Source organism: Streptomyces sp. NPDC087422 (assembly GCF_044744145.1).
GTDB lineage: Bacteria > Actinomycetota > Actinomycetes > Streptomycetales > Streptomycetaceae > Actinacidiphila.
This window is the reverse complement of record NZ_JBIUXT010000012.1, coordinates 130,961-148,127: the sequence shown is the minus strand read 5'-3', so window position 1 is coordinate 148,127 and position 17,167 is coordinate 130,961. Positions and strand designations below refer to the sequence as shown.

Annotated in this window: 13 protein-coding genes; 5 read left to right on the top strand and 8 right to left on the bottom strand. The window is 73.7% G+C overall.

Annotated features, from left to right (window positions below):
* Positions 1 to 56 precede the first annotated feature (56 nt).
* Together ACIO6U_RS30315 and ACIO6U_RS30310 are read right to left on the bottom strand one after the other, a co-directional pair.
* Positions 57 to 455: a Rid family hydrolase gene (locus ACIO6U_RS30315; protein ID WP_391048820.1), complete on the bottom strand. Its 399-nt coding sequence runs from the start codon at positions 453 to 455 to the stop codon at positions 57 to 59.
* Positions 452 to 1,585 (bottom strand): acyl-CoA dehydrogenase family protein, encoded by a 1,134-nt coding sequence (locus tag ACIO6U_RS30310; protein WP_401723946.1) that lies wholly within the window; start codon positions 1,583 to 1,585, stop codon positions 452 to 454. The genes ACIO6U_RS30315 and ACIO6U_RS30310 overlap by 4 nt, the downstream gene beginning before the upstream one ends.
* A 249-nt stretch (positions 1,586 to 1,834) precedes the next feature.
* On the opposite strand from ACIO6U_RS30310, the gene ACIO6U_RS30305 reads away from it, so the two are divergent.
* Positions 1,835 to 3,487 carry an AMP-binding protein gene (locus tag ACIO6U_RS30305; RefSeq protein ID WP_401723944.1) on the top strand — a complete coding sequence of 551 codons (1,653 nt, stop codon included), beginning with the start codon at positions 1,835 to 1,837 and terminating at the stop codon, positions 3,485 to 3,487.
* Positions 3,488 to 3,506: 19 nt separating this feature from the next.
* Entirely contained in the window at positions 3,507 to 4,373 is an 867-nt protein-coding gene (locus tag ACIO6U_RS30300) for a PaaX family transcriptional regulator C-terminal domain-containing protein (RefSeq protein ID WP_401723941.1), read from the top strand.
* 15 nt (positions 4,374 to 4,388) lie between these two features.
* Here the strand turns inward: ACIO6U_RS30300 and ACIO6U_RS30295 are convergent, their stop codons facing one another.
* Together ACIO6U_RS30295 and ACIO6U_RS30290 are read right to left on the bottom strand one after the other, a co-directional pair.
* Positions 4,389 to 6,860 carry an FAD-dependent monooxygenase gene (locus tag ACIO6U_RS30295; protein ID WP_401723939.1) on the bottom strand — a complete coding sequence of 824 codons (2,472 nt, stop codon included), beginning with the start codon at positions 6,858 to 6,860 and terminating at the stop codon, positions 4,389 to 4,391.
* A 2-nt stretch (positions 6,861 to 6,862) separates the two neighbouring features.
* Positions 6,863 to 7,690: an enoyl-CoA hydratase family protein gene (locus ACIO6U_RS30290; RefSeq protein ID WP_401723936.1), complete on the bottom strand. Its 828-nt coding sequence runs from the start codon at positions 7,688 to 7,690 to the stop codon at positions 6,863 to 6,865.
* Between the two features lie 256 nt (positions 7,691 to 7,946).
* Between ACIO6U_RS30290 and ACIO6U_RS30285 the strand changes: the two genes are divergently transcribed.
* Complete coding sequence (locus ACIO6U_RS30285; RefSeq protein ID WP_355338580.1) at positions 7,947 to 8,396, top strand: ATP-binding protein; 450 nt, start codon at positions 7,947 to 7,949, stop codon at positions 8,394 to 8,396.
* A gap of 62 nt (positions 8,397 to 8,458) precedes the next feature.
* Here ACIO6U_RS30285 and argF read toward each other — a convergent pair whose 3' ends face one another.
* A complete protein-coding gene (gene argF / locus ACIO6U_RS30280) occupies positions 8,459 to 9,457 on the bottom strand; it encodes an ornithine carbamoyltransferase (protein ID WP_401723932.1) in 999 nt (332 codons plus the stop codon).
* Positions 9,458 to 9,632: 175 nt separating this feature from the next.
* Entirely contained in the window at positions 9,633 to 10,856 is a 1,224-nt protein-coding gene (locus tag ACIO6U_RS30275; RefSeq protein WP_355338574.1) for an arginine deiminase, read from the bottom strand.
* Positions 10,857 to 11,034: 178 nt separating this feature from the next.
* Here ACIO6U_RS30275 and ACIO6U_RS30270 point away from each other — a divergent pair, with 178 nt between their 5' ends.
* Both ACIO6U_RS30270 and ACIO6U_RS30265 read left to right on the top strand, forming a co-directional pair.
* A complete protein-coding gene (locus ACIO6U_RS30270; protein WP_401723929.1) occupies positions 11,035 to 12,072 on the top strand; it encodes an SPFH domain-containing protein in 1,038 nt (345 codons plus the stop codon).
* Positions 12,069 to 12,965: a hypothetical protein gene (locus ACIO6U_RS30265; protein WP_391048839.1), complete on the top strand. Its 897-nt coding sequence runs from the start codon at positions 12,069 to 12,071 to the stop codon at positions 12,963 to 12,965. The genes ACIO6U_RS30270 and ACIO6U_RS30265 overlap by 4 nt, the downstream gene beginning before the upstream one ends.
* A 92-nt stretch (positions 12,966 to 13,057) precedes the next feature.
* Here the strand turns inward: ACIO6U_RS30265 and ACIO6U_RS30260 are convergent, their stop codons facing one another.
* On the bottom strand, positions 13,058 to 15,601 hold the full coding sequence (locus ACIO6U_RS30260) for a polynucleotide kinase-phosphatase (RefSeq protein ID WP_401723926.1): 2,544 nt from the start codon (positions 15,599 to 15,601) through the stop codon (positions 13,058 to 13,060).
* Positions 15,598 to 17,118: a 3' terminal RNA ribose 2'-O-methyltransferase Hen1 gene (locus ACIO6U_RS30255; protein ID WP_355338562.1), complete on the bottom strand. Its 1,521-nt coding sequence runs from the start codon at positions 17,116 to 17,118 to the stop codon at positions 15,598 to 15,600. The genes ACIO6U_RS30260 and ACIO6U_RS30255 overlap by 4 nt, the downstream gene beginning before the upstream one ends.
* Positions 17,119 to 17,167 lie beyond the last annotated feature (49 nt).

Here is a 17,167-nt window from a genome sequence, read left to right as displayed (position 1 = left end):
AGTCCGCAGCCCAGGAAGGGGGTTAGGCGAGGAAGGGGGTTACGCGAGGAAGGGCGTTACGGCAGCACCGCGATGCCGTCCAGTTCCACCAGGGCCTGTTCGTCCCAGAGTCCGACCACCCCGATCACCGCCATCGCCGGATAGTCCCGGCCCGCCGATTCCCGCCAGATCCGGCCCAGTTCGGCGGCGCACGCGCGATACGCGGTGACGTCGGTGGTGTGCACGGTGAGCCGGGCGAGATCGGCCGGGGTGCCGCCCGCCGCGCGCAGGGCGGTCAGCAGATTGGCGAGGGCGCGCTCGAACTGGGCGGGCAGGCCGTCGCCGACGACCGCGCCGGAGGAGTCCAGCGCGGTCTGGCCCGCGAGCATCACCAGGCTGCGGCCGGTGGCGGTGACGGCGTGCGAGAAGCCGGTGGGCGGCGAGAGTTCGGCGGGGTTGATACGGCGCAGGCTCATCGGTACAACTCCCTGGCGATGATGGTCCGTTGGACCTCGGTGGCACCCTCGTAGATCCGCGGGGCGCGCACCTCGCGGTAGAGGTGTTCGAGCAGGTGGCCGCGGCGCAGTGCGCGGGCGCCGTGGATCTGGAGGGCGGCGTCGACCACGTACTGCGCGGTCTCGGTGGCGTAGAGCTTGGCCATCGCCGCGCGGGCGGTCAGGTCGGCGGCGCCGGTGTCGTACGCGGTGGCCGCCGCGTGGACCAGCAGCCGGGCGGCCTCGGTGCGGGTGGCCATCTCGGCGAGCGGGTGCGCGACGGCCTGGAGGTCCTTCAACGGGCCGCCGAACGCGGTGCGTTCACCCGCGTGCGCGACGGCCGCGTCGAGTGCGGCCTGCGCCATGCCGACCGCGAAGGCGCCGACGCTGGGCCGGAAGAGGTCGAGGGTGGCCATGGCGGTACGGAAGCCGTGGTCGGGCACGCCGAGGAGGTCGTCGGCGCCGACCGGGACGCCGTCGAAGACCAGCCGTCCGATGGGGTGCGGCGAGAGCATGTCGAGGTGTTCGCCGGTCAGGCCGGGGCGGTCGGCGGGGACGGCGAAGGCGGTGACACCGCGCGCGCCGCTGCCGCCGGGGCCCGGCCCGGGGGCCGTCCGGGCGAAGACGGTGAGGATGTCGGCCTCGGGCGCGTTGGAGATCCAGCACTTCTCGCCGGTCAGCCGCCAGCGGCCCGCGCCGTCCGGCTCGGCGGCCAGGGACAGCGCCGCCGCGTCGGAGCCCGCGCCCGGTTCGGTGAGCGCGAAGGCGGCGACGGCCCGGCCCGAGGTCACCTCGGGCAGCCAGCGCTCGGCGACGGCGGGCGCGGTGAGCAGCGGGTGGGCGCCCAGGCCCTGGAGGGCGAGGGCGGTCTCGGCCTCGGTGCACTCGCGCGCCAGCGATTCCCGCAGTACACAGAGATCGAGGGCGGAGACCGGGGCGCCGACTCCCGGCAGCACGCGGGCCAGGAGTCCGAGCGCGCCGAGTTCGGCCAGCAGCGGCCGGTTGACGCGGCCCGGCTCACCGGCCTCGGCCAGCGGTTTCAGGCGTTCCGCCGCGAGCGCCCTGATCCGGTCCGCCCAGGCCGCCCGTGCCGGGTCGAGGGTGAACGCCACACGGGTGCCACCGGCGCCACCGGCGCCGCCGCCCCTACCGATGCCACCGCCACCGATGCCACCGCCACCGGTGCCACCGCCTCCACCGGCGCCGCCCCCGGCCGCCGGACCGTCGGAATCCGCACCGCGGGAAACCCCGTCCTCCATCGCCCCGCCTCCCAGCTTTATCGCGTCCTGTTGACTGCCGTCATCAACACGTTACGCTGAAATCGTCCGCTGGATGCTTACTCGTCGAGGGGCACTGTCGCCATGGACCTGCTGCCGTCAGCCCATGTGGACACCTTCGCGCGCGATCACCTTCCGCCGTCCGACCAGTGGCCGCGCCTCGACTGCCTCGACGGCGACGACGGCGACGACCGCGACGCCCTCGGTGAAGGCCCCGGAGCCGACGGCGGTCTCCGCTACCCCGATCGGCTCAACTGCGCCGCCGAACTCCTCGCCACCGGACGCCCCGACGCCCCCTGCCTCCGGCTGCCCGACGGCTCGGAGTGGACGTACGCCGAGCTGCGCGCGACGACCGCCAGGATCGCGCACGTCCTCACCGACGAGCTGGGCGTCGTCCCCGGCAACCGCGTGCTGCTGCGCGGCCCGACCACCCCCTGGCTGGTCGCCTGCTGGCTCGCCGTGCTGGAGGCGGGCGCGGTGGCCGTCACCGTCCTGGCCGCGCAGCGCGCGCACGAGCTGGCGGAGGTGGGCCGGATCGCCCGCGTCTCGCACGCGCTGTGCGACGCCGCGTTTCTGGAGGAGCTGACGGCGGCGCGCGTGCCGGGGCTGCGCATCACCCCGTACGGCGGTACCGGCGACGACGATCTGCTGCGGCTGGCCGAGGGGCGCGCCGAGACGTACGAGGCGGTGCCGACCTCGGCGGACGACGTGGCGCTGATCGCCTTCACCTCGGGCACGACCGGGCACCCCAAGGGCTGCATGCACTTCCACCGCGATGTGCTGGCCATAGCGGACACCTTCTCCGCGCGGGTGCTGCGCCCGGTGCCCGAGGACGTCTTCACCGGCAGCCCGCCGCTGGGCTTCACCTTCGGACTCGGCGGCCTGGTGGTCTTCCCGCTGCGCGCGGGCGCGTCCTCGCTGCTGCTGGAGCGGGCCGGACCGGAGGAGCTGCTGGCAGCGGTCGAGAAGCACCGGGTCAGCGTGCTGTTCACCGCGCCGACCGCGTACCGCGCCATGCTCGGCGACCTGCCGTCGTACGACGTCTCGTCGCTGCGCCGCTGCGTGTCCGCGGGAGAGAATCTGCCCGCCGCGACCTGGATGGACTGGCACGAGCGGACCGGACTGCGGCTGATCAACGGGATCGGGGCGACGGAGCTGCTGCACATCTTCATCTCCGCCGCCGACGACGCGGCCCGGCCCGGCGCGACCGGGCTGCCGGTGCCCGGCTACACCGCGCGGATCGTGGACGAGCGCCTGCGGCCGGTGCCGGACGGCGAGCCGGGGCTGCTGGCCGTGCGCGGACCGACCGGCTGCCGGTATCTGGCCGACGAACGCCAGACGGAGTACGTGCGCGACGGCTGGAATCTGACCGGCGACACCTACGTCCGGGACGCCGACGGCTACTTCCGCTATGTGGCGCGCGCCGATGACATGATCATCTCGGCCGGGTACAACATCGCGGGGCCCGAGGTCGAGGAGGCGCTGCTGCGGCACCCGGACGTGCGGGAGGCGGCGGTGATCGGGGTGCCGGACGAGGAGCGCGGGCAGATCGTCCGGGCGTTCGTCGTCCTGCACGAGGGCGTGGACGGCGGGGACCGGGCGGCGGGCGCGCTGCGGGACTTCGCCAAGAGTGTGATCGTGCCGTACAAGGCGCCGCGCGAGATCCGTTTCGTGCCCGCGCTCCCCCGTACGCCCACCGGCAAGCTCCAGCGCTTCCGGCTGCGCGACCTGGACTGAGACGCCCTAGGGTGATCATGTGACCGAGCAGCACACACCGAGTTCCCTGATCCTCACCTTCTACGGCGCCTACGGGCGCGCGGAGTTGGCGGGCCGGGTGCCGGTGGCCGCGCTCATCCGGCTGATGGGGGCGGTGGGCGTGGACCCGCCGTCGGTCCGGTCCGCGGTCTCCCGGCTCAAGCGGCGCGGCCTCCTCGTGCCCGACCGGGTCGGCGGGGCCGCCGCGTACGCGCTGTCCGACGACGCGCGGCTGCTGCTCGCGGACGGCGACGGGCGGATCTACGGGGTCGGCGCCGCGCCCGATCCCGACCCGGAGGACTGGCTGCTCGCCGTCTTCTCGGTGCCGGAGTCCGAGCGGCACAAGCGGCATCTGCTGCGGTCCCGGCTGGCCGGTCTCGGCTTCGGTACGGCCGCGCCCGGTGTGTGGGTGGCGCCCGGCGCGCTGCACGAGGAGACCCGGCACGTGCTGCGGCGGCTCGAACTGGCCCCGTACGTCGACCTGTTCCGCGGCGCGCACCTCGGTTTCACCGCGACCGAGGAGGCGGTACGGCGCTGGTGGGATCTGGACGCGCTGGCCGCGCTGCACCACACCTTCCTGGCGGCGCACGAGCCGGTGCTGGGGAGGTGGTCGGCCGAGTCCGGGGCCGGGGCTGAGTCCGAGGCCGAGGTTGAGTCCGAGGTTGGGGCCGGTGAGCCCTCGCCCGAGCGGGCCTTCGGGGACTATCTGCGCGCGCTCGACACCTGGCGCCGCCTGCCGTACGCCGACCCCGGCCTGCCCCCGGCGCTGCTGCCCGCGGACTGGCCGGGCATCCGCTCGGCGGCGGTGTTCACGGCCCTGCATGTGCTACTGCGCGACCAGGGGGCGCGCTTCGTGGCGGACCAGTAGCCAGGCCCCTTGCGCTCAGGAGTCCAGCGCCAGCCGGGGTTTCGGCGCGTCCGTACGGCCGGTGGGCGGCGGGCGGCGGCCCGCGAGGTACGGGGTGGGCCAGGGTGCGCCGGGGCCCTCGTAGGACTGGTCGGCGGCGGCGTGCAGTGTCCAGTGCGGGTCGTACAGGTGCGGGCGCGCCAGCGCGCAGAGGTCGGCGCGGCCCGCGAGCAGCAGGGAATTGACGTCGTCCCAGGAGGAGATGGCGCCGACCGCGATCACCGGCAGGCCCGTCTCGTTACGGATCCGGTCGGCGTACGGCGTCTGGTAGGAGCGTCCGAAGGCGGGCCGCTCGTCGGCGACGACCTGGCCGGTGGAGACGTCCACGGCGTCGGCGCCGTGCTCGGCCAGCGCGCGGGCGACGGCGACGGCGTCGTCTCCCGTGGCGCCGCCCGGTGCCCAGTCGGTGGCGGAGATCCGTACCGTCAGCGGCCGGTCGGACGGCCACGACTCCCGTACCGCGTCCAGGACTTCGAGCGGGAAGCGGAGCCGCCCCGCGAGGTCGCCGCCGTAGCGGTCGGTGCGGTGATTGGTCAGGGGGGACAGGAAGGAGGAGAGCAAGTAGCCGTGGGCGCAGTGCAGTTCGAGCAGGTCGAAACCGGCGCGGGCGCCGCGCTCGGCCGCCGCCGCGAACTGGTCGCGGATCTGCGCGAGTTCGTCCGCGCGCAGGGCGTGCGGCACCTGGTTGACGCCTTCGCGGTACGGCAGCGGCGAGGGGGCGACCAGCGGCCAGTTGCCGTCGGGGAGCGGCTGGTCGATGCCGTCCCACATGAGGCGGGTGGAGCCTTTGCGGCCGCTGTGGCCGAGCTGGAGGCCGATGGCGGTGCCGGTTCCGCCGGCGCCGGTCCCACCAGCGGCGGTTCCGTCCGGGCCGGTTCCGTCCGGGCCGCTCGCACCCGCGCCGGTCCCGCCCGCGCCGCCCTGCTGGTGGACGAAATCGGTGATCCGCCGCCAGGCGGCTTCCTGTTGGCCGTTCCACAGGCCGGTGCAGCCGGGGGTGATCCGGCCGCGCGGGCTGACGCAGACCATCTCGGTCATCACCAGACCGGCCCCGCCGAGGGCCCGCGCGCCCAGGTGGACGAGGTGGAAGTCGCCGGGCACGCCGTCCCGCGCCACGTACATGTCCATCGGTGACACGACGACGCGGTTGCGCAGCGTCAGGCCGCGCAGCCGGAAGGGGGTGAACATCGGCGGTGTGCCGGGCGGCGCCCCGAAGCCGCGCTCGACGCGGTCGGTGAACTCCCGGTCGCGCAGCCGCAGATTGCCGTGCGTGACGCGGCGGCTGCGGGTCAGCAGATTGAACGCGAACTGTGTCGGCGGCTGGTCCACGTAGCTGCCGAGCCGTTCGAACCACTCCAGACTGGCCAGCGCCGCCCGCTGCGTGCTCTCCACCACCGGCCGCCGCTCGCTCTCGTAGGCGGCCAACGCCGTTTCGGTGTCGGGCTGTTCGCGCAGGGAAGCGGCGAGCGCCAGGGCGTCCTCCATGGCGAGCTTGGTGCCGGAGCCGATGGAGAAGTGCGCGGTGTGGGCGGCGTCGCCGAGCAGGACCGTACGGCCGTGCCGCCAGCGCTCGTTGACCACGGTGGTGAAGGGCTGCCAGCGGGAGCGGTTGGCGTGCAGGGCGCGGCCGTCCAGGAGGCGGGCGAAGAGCTTTTCGCAGGCGGCGATGGTGGCGGCGGTGGCGGCTTCCGTATCGGACCCGTTCGCTGCGCCCTCCGCGCCGACAGCGCCCTCGGCGCCTTCGGCGGCTTCGGCGGCCTCGCGGTCGAAGCCCGCGCGCCGCCAGACGTCCTCGGTCATCTCGACGACGAAGGTGCTGGCGCCCGGCCGGTACGGGTAGGCGTGGGCCTGCATCACACCGTGCGGGGTCTCCAGGATCTCGAAGCGGAAGGCGTCGAGCGGGAGGTCGGCGGAGAGCCAGATGTAGCGGCAGCCGTGGGTGGTCAGGCGGGGGCGGAAGACGTCGGCGTGCGCGGCGCGGGTGGCGCTGTGGGCGCCGTCGGCGGCCACCACGAGGTCGTGGTCGAGGGCGAGCCGGTCGGCGGAGGGGGCCGGGGTGCGGACGCGGACGTCCACGCCGAGGTCGCGGCAGCGCTCGTACAGCAGCGCGAGCAGCCGGCGCCGGTCGAGGGCCGCGAAACCGTGGCCGCCGGAGCGGGTGAGGCGGTCGCGGTGCCGGATGTCGATCGCTTCCCAGCGGATGAACTCCTCGCGCATGGCGGCGTAGACGGCCGGGTCGGCGTTCTCGATGCCGCCCACGGTCTCGTCGGAGAAGACGACGCCGAAGCCGAAGGTGTCCTCGGGCGCGCCGCGTTCCCACACCGTGACCGTGCGGTCCGGGTCGAGGCGCTTGAGGAGCGCGGCGGCGTAGAGGCCGCCGGGGCCGCCGCCGATGACGGCGACGCGCTCGGGACGGCGGGCGCCCGCGGTCCGGTGACCGCCCGGCATCGCTAGTGGCCTTCCCACGTCGGCTCGCGCTTCGCGGTGAAGGCGGCGTGGAATTCGGCGTAGTCGCTGCTGGTCATGAGCAACGCCTGGGCCGCGGCGTCCATTTCGACGGCGGCGCCCAGCGGCATGTCCAACTCGGCGGTGAGCAGCGCCTTGGTCTGCTGGTGGGCCAGCGCCGGGCCCGCCGCCAGCCTGCGGGCGAGCGCGGCGGCGGCCTCGTCGGCGCCGCCCTCCGGCGCCGGCTGGCTGACCAGGCCGATCCGCTCCGCCTCCGCCGCGTCGACGCTGTCGCCGAGCATCAGCAGCCGGGTGGCGTGGCCGAGCCCGACGAGCCGGGGCAGCAGATACGCGGCGCCCATGTCGGCGCCCGACAGGCCGACGCGGGTGAACAGGAAGGCGAAGCGGGCGGAGGGCTCCACGATCCGGAAGTCGGCGGCGAGGGCGAGCACCGCGCCCGCGCCCGCGGCGACGCCGTGCACGGCGGCGATCACCGGGAAGGGCGCCTCGCGGATCGCCCGGACGACCTGTCCGGTCATCCGGTTGAACTCCAGCAGCTCGCCGGTGCCCATGGCCAGGGTGGCGCCGATGATCTCGTCCACGTCGCCGCCCGAGCAGAAACCGCGGCCCGCGCCGCCGAGGACCAGGGCGCGGGTCCCGCCCTCCCTGGCCAGCTCGGCCAGCAGGTCGCGCAGGTCGGCGTAGGCGCCGAAGGTCAGTGCGTTGAGCCGCTCGGGCCGGTCGAAGGTGACGGTGACGACGCCCTCGGCCCGGTCGACGCGCAGATGGCGCCAGTGGCCGGTGGGGCTCGCGGAGCTGGGATACGGACTCATGCGCGGCCTCCTCGTCCCGACGTTATCACCTGTTTGTGACTGTCGTCAGGAGGGCGAGACAAGGAGGAGGCGGGGCGCGGACACGGGCGGAACGAGAGCGGTGCCCGCGCCGGGTACGGGCAGGAGGTCCGTCCGCTCGCGGGCCTTTGGTCCCTACGACCTCCTTCCGGACGCCTCTGCTGACCGTATTGTCCGATTCCTAAGGTGGAGGACATCGGGGTGAGCGAGCCCCCGCCCCGTCCGGATCGGAGTAGCGATGACCAGCCCCACCCGCACCGCAGGCGAGTTCCCCGACCGGCCGACGGTCTGGCGGATCGACCTGCCGCACTCCCCCGCCGCCGTCCCGCTGGCGCGCGCCATGGTCCGTACCGTCCTGGTCGAACTCGGTCAGGACACCGGCCCCGACACCGACACCGCGGAGCTCCTCACCGCCGAGGTCGTCGCCAACGCCGTGGAGCACACCCCGCCGGGCGCGATCGAGCTGTTCGTGGAGCTGCTTCCGCACGGCTTCCAGGTCGAGGTCCACGACCAGGGCCTGGACTTCCCCGTCGGCCTCAATCTCCTGATCCCCGCCCAGCCCGACCCCCCGTGCCACGACGAGCTGGCCGAGCACGGCCGCGGCCTGATCCTGATCCGCGCGCTGAGCGCCGACTCCGGCTGCCGGCTGACCGGCACCGGCAAGGCCGTCTGGTTCACCCTGCACTGACCGCCGGGGCGGCCGGGCGTGGGGCGGCCTGGCCTGGCCTCAGGACCGGGGCGGCACCGGGCTCAGGCCAGCGTCGCCACCAGGACCGCCTTGATGGTGTGCATACGGTTCTCCGCCTGGTCGAAGACGACCGACCGGTCGGATTCGAAGACCTCGTCGGTGACCTCCAGCGAGGTCAGCCCGGTGCGCTGGTGGATCTCGCGGCCGATCGCGGTGCCCAGGTCGTGGTATGCGGGCAGGCAGTGCATGAAGCGCACGTCCGGGTTGCCGGTGGCGGCGAGGACGTCGGCGGTGACGGCGTACGGCGCGAGCAGCGCGATCCGCTCGTCCCAGACCTCCTTCGGCTCGCCCATCGACACCCACACGTCGGTGTGGACGAAGTCGGCGCCGCGCACGGCCTCGGTGACGTCCTCGGTCAGGGTGACGCGGGCGCCGGAGACCTCGGCGAGGCGGCGGGCCTCGGCGACCACGGACTCCCGCGGCCACAGGGTGGCGGGCGCGGCGACACGTACGTCCATGCCCAGCAGCGCGCCCGTGATCAGCAGCGAATTGCCCATGTTGGAGCGGGCGTCGCCGAGGTAGGCGTATGCGATGCCGGTGAGCGGCTTCGCGCTGTGCTCGGTCATGGTGAGGACGTCGGCGAGCATCTGGGTGGGGTGCCAGTCGTCGGTGAGGCCGTTCCACACGGGGACGCCCGCGTGGGCGGCCAGCTCCTCGACGACGTCCTGGCCGCTGCCCCGGTACTCGATGCCGTCGAACATCCGGCCCAGCACGCGGGCGGTGTCCTTGACCGACTCCTTGTGTCCGATCTGCGAGCCGGACGGGTCGAGGTAGGTGGTGGACGCGCCCTGGTCGGCGGCGGCGACCTCGAAGGAGCACCGGGTACGGGTGGAGGTCTTCTCGAAGACCAGCGCGATGTTACGGCCGCGCAGCCGCTGCTCCTCCGTGCCCGCCTTCTTCGCCGCCTTCAGCTCCGCGGCCAGCTCCACCAGGTGGCGGAACTCCTCGGGCGTGAAGTCCAGCTCCTTGAGGAAGTGGCGGCCCTTGAGGTCGACGGCCATGCGGGGACTCCTAGGTCGGGGTGCGGGACGGACAAGACTGGAAGTCTATACGTAGATCGGCATTCTTATACAGACCCCTCCCGCGCCGCACACGCGCCCCGCCGAGATCAGGCGGTCAGACCCCGCGCCGCCCCCGACCAGGCGTTCGGGCCGCCCTTCAGCTCCGGTCGGGCGTTCAGACCGCGTCCCGCTCGATCGGGCAGCTCATGCAGCGCGGGCCGCCCCGGCCCCGGCCCAGCTCGCTGCCCGGGATCTCGATCACCTCGACGCCGCGCTTGCGCAGAAACGTGTTGGTGGTCGCGTTGCGCTCGTAGGCGACGACCACGCCCGGCTCCACGGCCAGGACGTTGCAGCCGTCGTCCCACTGCTCGCGCTCGGCGGCGTGCACGTCCTGCGTCGCGGTGAGCACGTCGATGGAGTCCAGGCCGAGGGCCGCCGCGATGGCCCGGTGCATGTGCTCCGGCGAGTGGTCGGTGACCTTGAGGTCGCCCGCGCCCGAGCCCGGCTCGATGGTGTACGAGGGCAGCATCCCCAGCCCCGCGTACTGCGTGAACGTGTCGCCGTCGACCATCGTCATCACCGTGTCGAGGTGCATGAAGGCCCGCCGCTTGGGCATGTCCAGGGCCACGATGGTCTGCGCGGAGCCGGCCTCGAACAGCCCCTGCGCCAGCATCTCCACGGCCTGCGGGGTTGTGCGCTCGCTCATCCCGATCAGCACGGCGCCGCTGCCGATGACCAGGACGTCGCCGCCCTCGATGGTGGACGGGTAGTCGGCCTGCCCCTCGGACCAGACGTGGAAGCCGCCGCCGGAGAACAGCGGATGGTGCCGGTAGATCGCCTCGAAGTGCACCGTCTCGCGCTGCCGGGCGGGCCACCGCATGGCGTTGATGCTGACGCCGTCGTAGACCCAGGCCGAGGTGTCGCGGGTGAAGATGTGGTTGGGCAGCGGGGCGAGCAGGAAGTCGTCCAGGTCCATGGCGTGGAAGCGGACGGAGACGGGTTCGGCGAAGCGCTCCAGGAATTCGCGCTTGGTCATGCCGCCGATCAGCGCCTCGGTCAGCTCCACGACGCCCAACCGGTCGAACGCCTCCCGCAGATGGGGCGTGGCCAGCGGTCCGTACTCCTTGGCGTCGAAGACCCGGTCCAGGACCAGCTTCTTGGCCTCGGGCACCAGCATCGACTCGCGCAGCAGGTCGCCGAAGAGGTGGACCTCGACGCCCCGGTCGCGCAGCACGTCCGCGAAGCCGTCGTGCTCGGCGCGGGCCCTGCGCACCCACAGGACGTCGTCGAAGAGCAGCGCGTCCTTGTTGCTGGGGGTCAGGCGCTTCAGTTCGAGGTCGGGGCGGTGCAGTATGACGCGGCGCAGCCGCCCGGTCTCGGAGTCGACGTGGAATCCCATGCCTCCATCCTGACCACCGCGCCCGCGATTCACGCGCCCCGGCGGCAGGACGCGCCGCGCGCGCCCCGTCAGCCCGCGCCAGCGCACCCCGGCGGCTACGCCGAACTCCCCATCTCGTCCTCTTGACGATAAGCGGATCGCTCGATATCGTCGCACTGACGAGAAGGAGGGGTCCACCATGGCCGACATCACCAGGCGCTTCGGCTGGCGCCATCTGCGTTCGGCGCCCACCGCGCACATCTGCCACCACTCGCGCGGCGCGCTCGTGCACGACGGGCCCGGCCTCAGCTTCTGGTACCGGTCGCTGACCGCGGCCCTGTCCGAAGTGCCGGTCGACGACCGCGAGTTGGCGATGTCCTTCCATGCCAGGACCTCCGACTTCCAGGACGTCAGCGTGCAGTCGACCGTGACGTACCGGATCAGCGCCCCGGCCACCGCAGCCGAGCGCCTGGACTTCTCCATCGACCCCGACACCGGGATCTGGCGCGGCGCCCCGCTGGAACAGCTCGCCACCCTGCTCACCGAGACCGCCCAGCAGCACGCGCTCGACGTCCTGGCCCGTACCGCGCTGGCGTCCGCGCTGGTCGACGGCGTGGCGGCGGTACGGCAGCGGATCGCCGACGGGCTCGCCGCCGAGCCGCGACTGGCCACCACCGGCATCGAGGTCGTCGCCGTACGCGTGGTGGCGATCCGGCCGGAGCCCGAGGTGGAGCGCGCGCTGCGGACGCCCGCGCGCGAGCAGATCCAGCAGGAGGCGGACCGGGCCACGTACGAGCGGCGGGCCGTCGCCGTCGAGCGCGAACGGGCCATCGCCGAGAACGAGTTGGCCAGCCGGATCGAACTGGCCCGGCGCGAGGAGCAGTTGGTCGAGCAGCACGGCACGAACGCGCGCCGCGAGGCGGAGGAGAACGCGGCGGCCGACGCCGTGCGCGCCGAGGCCGAGGCCGCCCGGCTCGTCCGCCTCGCCCGCGCGAAGGCCGAGGCGGCGCGCGAGGCGGGTACGGCGCGCGCCGAGGCACAGGCCGGGTGGCTGCGGGTGCACGGCGACGTGGATCCGGCGACGCTGCACGCGCTGGCGCTCAACCGGGTCGCGGAGAATCTGCCGCGGATCGACAGCCTCACGCTCACCCCCGACATGCTCACCGGCCTGGTGGAACGGCTCGGGCGCCCCAGCGGCGGCGGCGCGGTCCCGGGCTCCGGTGGTGAGCGGCGGTGAGCCTCGCCCCGCGCGCGGTGCTGGTGCACCGGGTCAGCGAGTACGAGGAGTTGCTGGCCCGGCACGGCACCCACGGCCAGGCGGCGTTCTTCCTCTCCTCGCGCGGCCGGAGCATCCAGGAGGTGCGCGAACGCCATCAGCGCGGGCGGGCCGCGCTCGCCGAGGTGGCCGCGGCGGTGCCGTTGCGGTGGCGGCAGGCGCGGGTGGAGCGGGCCGATCTGGACCGCTTCCTCTTCGCGCCGGAGGACGTGGTCGTGGTGATCGGCCAGGACGGGCTGGTCGCCAACGCCGCCAAGTACCTGTCGGGGCAGCCGGTGGTGGGGATCGACACCGACCCCGGCCGTAATCCGGGCGTGCTCGTCCGGCACCGGGCGGGCGACGCGGGCAAGCTGCTCGACTCCGCCGCGCGCGGCGGCCGGGCCGACGAACTGACCATGGTGGAGGCCGTCGCCGACGACACACAGCGGCTGCTGGCGCTCAACGAGATCTACCTCGGACCGCCGGGACACCAGACCGCCCGCTACCGGCTCGGTCCCGACGACGACGCCGCGCCCGCGGAGGCCCAGGCGTCATCGGGCGTTCTGGTGGGTACAGGCACGGGTGCCACGGGTTGGCTGCGGTCGCTGTGGCAGGAACGCGGCAGCGGCCTTCCGCTGCCGGGTCCCACGGAGCCGCGGCTGCTGTGGTTCGTCCGCGAGGCCTGGCCCTCCCCCGCGACCGGCACTTCGCAGGTCGCGGGCGTGCTGGCCGCGGCCGACCGGCTCCGGCTGACCGTCGAGTCCGACCGTCTGGTCGCCTTCGGCGACGGCATGGAGTCCGACGCGCTGGAGCTGACCTGGGGTCAGACCGTACGCCTCGGCCGGTCGGCGACGGCGCTGCGGCTGCTGGGGTAGGAACGGTGCGGCACACGGGGATCGAGCCCGGTCGGACCGCCCACCGGAGGGGTGTGGGCGGCCCGACCGTTCGACGGGCACGACTCACGGCGTCACAGCCGGGGGTCGACCGGCTCCGACTCCAACGCCAGTACGGCGAAGACCGCCTCGTGGACGCGCCAGAGCGGTTCGCCGGCCGCCAGCCGGTCCAGCGCCTCCAGGCCGAGCGCGTACTCGCGCAGGGCGAGCGAGCGCTTGTGGCCGAGGAAACGGGACCGCAGCCGCTCCAGGTGCTCCGGACGGGTGTACTCGGGACCGTAGATGATCCGCAGATACTCCCGGCCGCGGCACTTGATGCCCGGCTGCACCAGCCGCCCCTTGTCCGTGCGGACCAGCGCGGCGAGCGGCTTGACGACCATGCCTTCGCCGCCCGCGCCGGTCAGTTCGAGCCACCAGCGCACTCCGGCCGCGACCGACTCCTCGTCCGTGGTGTCGACCAGCAGCCGCCCGGTGGTCCTGAGCAGCCCGGTGGGATCGGCCTCGACCAGCCGGTCGATGAGCGCCAACTGCTCGTCGTGCGGGAGCGCGGCGAGGCTGCGGCCCTGGACGGCGAGGAGCTGGAACGGCGCCAGCCGTACGCCGTCCAGCCCGTCGGTGGTCCAGCAGTACCGGCGGTAGGCGTCGGTGAACGCCGCCGCGTCCGACGCCCGTTCGCGCTGTCTGCCCAGCAGGTCCGCGACGTCGGTGCCGCGAGCCGCCGCGGCTTCGAGCGCGCTCAGGGCGGCGGGGAAGACCGCGCCGCCCGCGGCGCCGACGGCCGCGTACTGCTTGCGCAGCAGACCGGACGCCTTCAGCGACCAGGGCAGCAGCTCGGCGTCGAGCAGCAGCCAGTCCGTGGACAGCTCGTCCCACAGTCCGGCCGCCGTGACGGCCGCGCGCAGCCGGGCCAGCACCTCCTCGGTGACGGCCCCGTCGTCGAAGAACGGCCGCCCGGTACGGGTGTGCACCGCGCCGGTCGTGCCCTCGGGCGCGTCGAAGCGCTTCCGCGCGGCGGCCTCGTCACGGCAGACCAGGACGACCGCGCGGGAGCCCATGTGCTTCTCCTCGCAGACGACCTGGGCGACACCGCTCTCGCGGTAGTCGGCGAAGGCGTCCGCCGGGTGCTCCAGCCAGCCCTCCTGCCGCGAGGTCGCGCAGGGCGACATCGTCGGCGGCAGGTAGGCGAGCAGGCGCGGGTCGACGGCGAAGCGGCTCATCACCTCAAGGGCCGCCGCCGCGTTCTCCTCGCGGACGGCGAGCCGTCCCATCTGCCCGGTCTCCACGATCCGCCGCCCGGTGACGTCGGCGAGGTCGAGCGGGCGCCCGTCATGGCCACCGGGCGCCTCGACCACGAGCGGCTTGGCCGGCTCGTACCAGACCCGCTCGGCCGGTACGTCCACGATCTCGCGCTCGGGCCAGCGCAGCGCGGTCATCTTGCCGCCGAAGACCGCCCCGGTGTCGAGGCAGATGGTGTTGTTGATCCAGGACGTGTTCGGGACCGGGGTGTGGCCGTAGACCACGGCGGCGCGCCCGCGGTAGTCCTCGGCCCACGGGTAGCGCACGGGCAGGCCGAACTCGTCGGTCTCGCCGGTCGTGTCGCCGTACAGCGCGTGCGAGCGGACGCGGCCCGAGGTGCGGCCGTGGTACTTCTCGGGCAGACCCGCGTGGCAGACCACCAGCTTGCCGCCGTCCAGCACGTAGTGGCTGATCAGACCGTCGATGAAGGCCGCGACCCGCTTGCGGAACTCCGGGTCGCGGGCGTCCTCGCGCTCCAGCTGCTCGATGGTCTCGGCCAGTCCGTGGGTCTGCTGCACCTGGCGGCCCTTGAGGTAGCGGCCGAGCTTGTTCTCGTGGTTGCCGGGCACGCACAGCGCGGTGCCCGCCTCGACCATGCCCATGACGCGGCGCAGCACACCGGGGCTGTCCGGGCCGCGGTCGACGAGGTCGCCGACGAAGACGGCGGTGCGCCCCTCGGGGTGCGTGCCGTCGGCGTAGCCCAACTCGGCCAGCAGCGTCTCCAGTTCGGAACTGCACCCGTGGATGTCGCCGATGATGTCGAACGGCCCGGTGAGGTGCGTCAGGTCGTTGTAACGGCGCTCGGTGACGATCTCGGCGGAGTCGATCTCCTCGGTGCCGCGCAGGACGTGCACCTTGCGGAAGCCCTCGCGCTCCAGGCCCCGCAGCGAGCGGCGCAGTTCGCGCTGGTGCCGCTGCACGACGTGGCGCGGCAGCGAGGCCCGGTCGGGGCGCTCGGCGTTGCGCGCGACGCAGACCTGCTCGGGTACGTCGAGGACGACGGCGATCGGCAGCACGTCGTACTCGCGGGCCAGCTTGATCAACTCCCTGCGGCTCTCGGCCTGCACGTTCGTGGCGTCCACGACGGTGCGGCGGCCCGCCGCGAGCCGCTTGCCCGCGATGTAGTGCAGGACGTCGAAGGCGTCGGCGCTGACGCTCTGGTCGTTCTCGTCGTCGCTGACCAGGCCGCGGCAGAAGTCGGAGGAGATGACCTCGGTGGGCTTGAAGTGCCGTGCGGCGAAGGTGGACTTGCCGGAGCCGGTGGCGCCGATCAGGACGACGAGGGACAGGTCGGTGACGGGCAGCGTGCGCGGTGCGGTCATGCCGCCGCCTCCTTGCCGGTGGTCGTGGTCGCAGTCGTGTGACGGGTGTCGGTCGTGGGCGCGGCGATCGTGAAGACCGCCATCTGGGTGGGCGGCCCGACCTCGGGGTCGTCGGGGCCGACGGGGGTGAAGGCGACGTCGTAGCCGTGCCGGGCGGCGACCGTCGTCGCCCAGCCGCGGAACTCCTCGCGGCTCCACTCGAAACGGTGGTCGGCGTGCCGGACATGGCCCGCGGGCAGCGACTCCCACCGCACGTTGTACTCGACGTTCGGCGTCGTCACGACCACGGTCCGCGGCCGGGCGGAGCCGAACACCGCGTACTCCAGGGCGGGCAGCCGCGGCAGGTCGAGGTGTTCGACGACCTCGCTGAGCACGGCCGCGTCGTAACCCTTGAGCCGCGCGTCGGTGTACGCCAACGAGCCCTGGAACAGCGTGACCCGCGCCGCCTGCCGTTCGCTCAACCGGTCCAGGCGCAGCCGCCGCGCCGCGCTGCCGAGCGCCCGCACCGATACGTCGACGCCGACGATCTCCGTGTACCGCACGTCCTTCAGCAGCGCGCCCACCAACTGGCCCTGCCCGCAGCCCAGGTCGAGCACGCGCGTGGCCCCGGCGTCGCGCAGCGCCCCGAGGATCGCCTCGCGCCGCTGAACGGCCAGCGGCGTCGGCCGCTCCTGCGCCTCCTCGCCGTCCGGGCCCACGGTGTCCTCGACCGCGTTGTCGATGGCCTCGACCTCGATGTCGTCGGCGTCCGCCAGCCGGGCCAGCTCAAGCCGCTCCATCGCCTGCCGGGTCAGCGCCCAGCGCCGCGCCAGATAGCGGCTGGTGATCAGCTTCTGCTCCGGGTGCTCCTCCAGCCACCCCTCGCCGAACCGCAGCAGCTTGTCCACCTCGTCCGCCGACACCCAGTAGTGCTTGGCGTCGTCGAGCACCGGCAGCAGCACATAGATCTGCCGCAGCGCGTCCGCCAGCCGCAGCTCCCCTTCGAGCACCAGCCGTACGTACCGCGAGTCGCCCCACTCGGGGAACCGCGTGTCCAGCGCCACCGGCTCGGCCTCCACCCGCCAGCCCAGCGGCTCGAACAGCCCGGCCACCAGCGCGGGGCCGCCGCGGGCGGGCAGCACCGGCACCTCGATCCGCAGCGGCAGCGGCGCCGCCGCCCGCTCCGGCATCGTGCGGCACTCGCCGCGCAGCGCGCTGGAGAAGACGGTACGCAGCGCCACCGCGAGCAGCGACGAGGCCGCGTAGGGCCGGTCGTTCACATACTGCGCGAGCGCGGAGTCGGGCGCGCCGCCCCGGCCTTTGCCCTTGCCCTTCCCCCGGCGCGCCAGCGCGGGCGGATCGATCTCCAACAGCAGCGCGGCGGTGGTCCGCTCGACCGACGCCTCGGGATAGAAGACGTGCGCGTTGCCGTAGGAGGTGGAGAAGGTCTGCGCCTTCTCCGGGTGCTTGTGCAGCAGAAACCCCAGGTCAGTAGCCGGGGCAGCCGCGGTGCCGGTGGTGGAGATCGTCAGGAACACCTCACCGAGTATTCTCTTCCGGCCGCCCCCCGACCAGGGGATTTTCCCG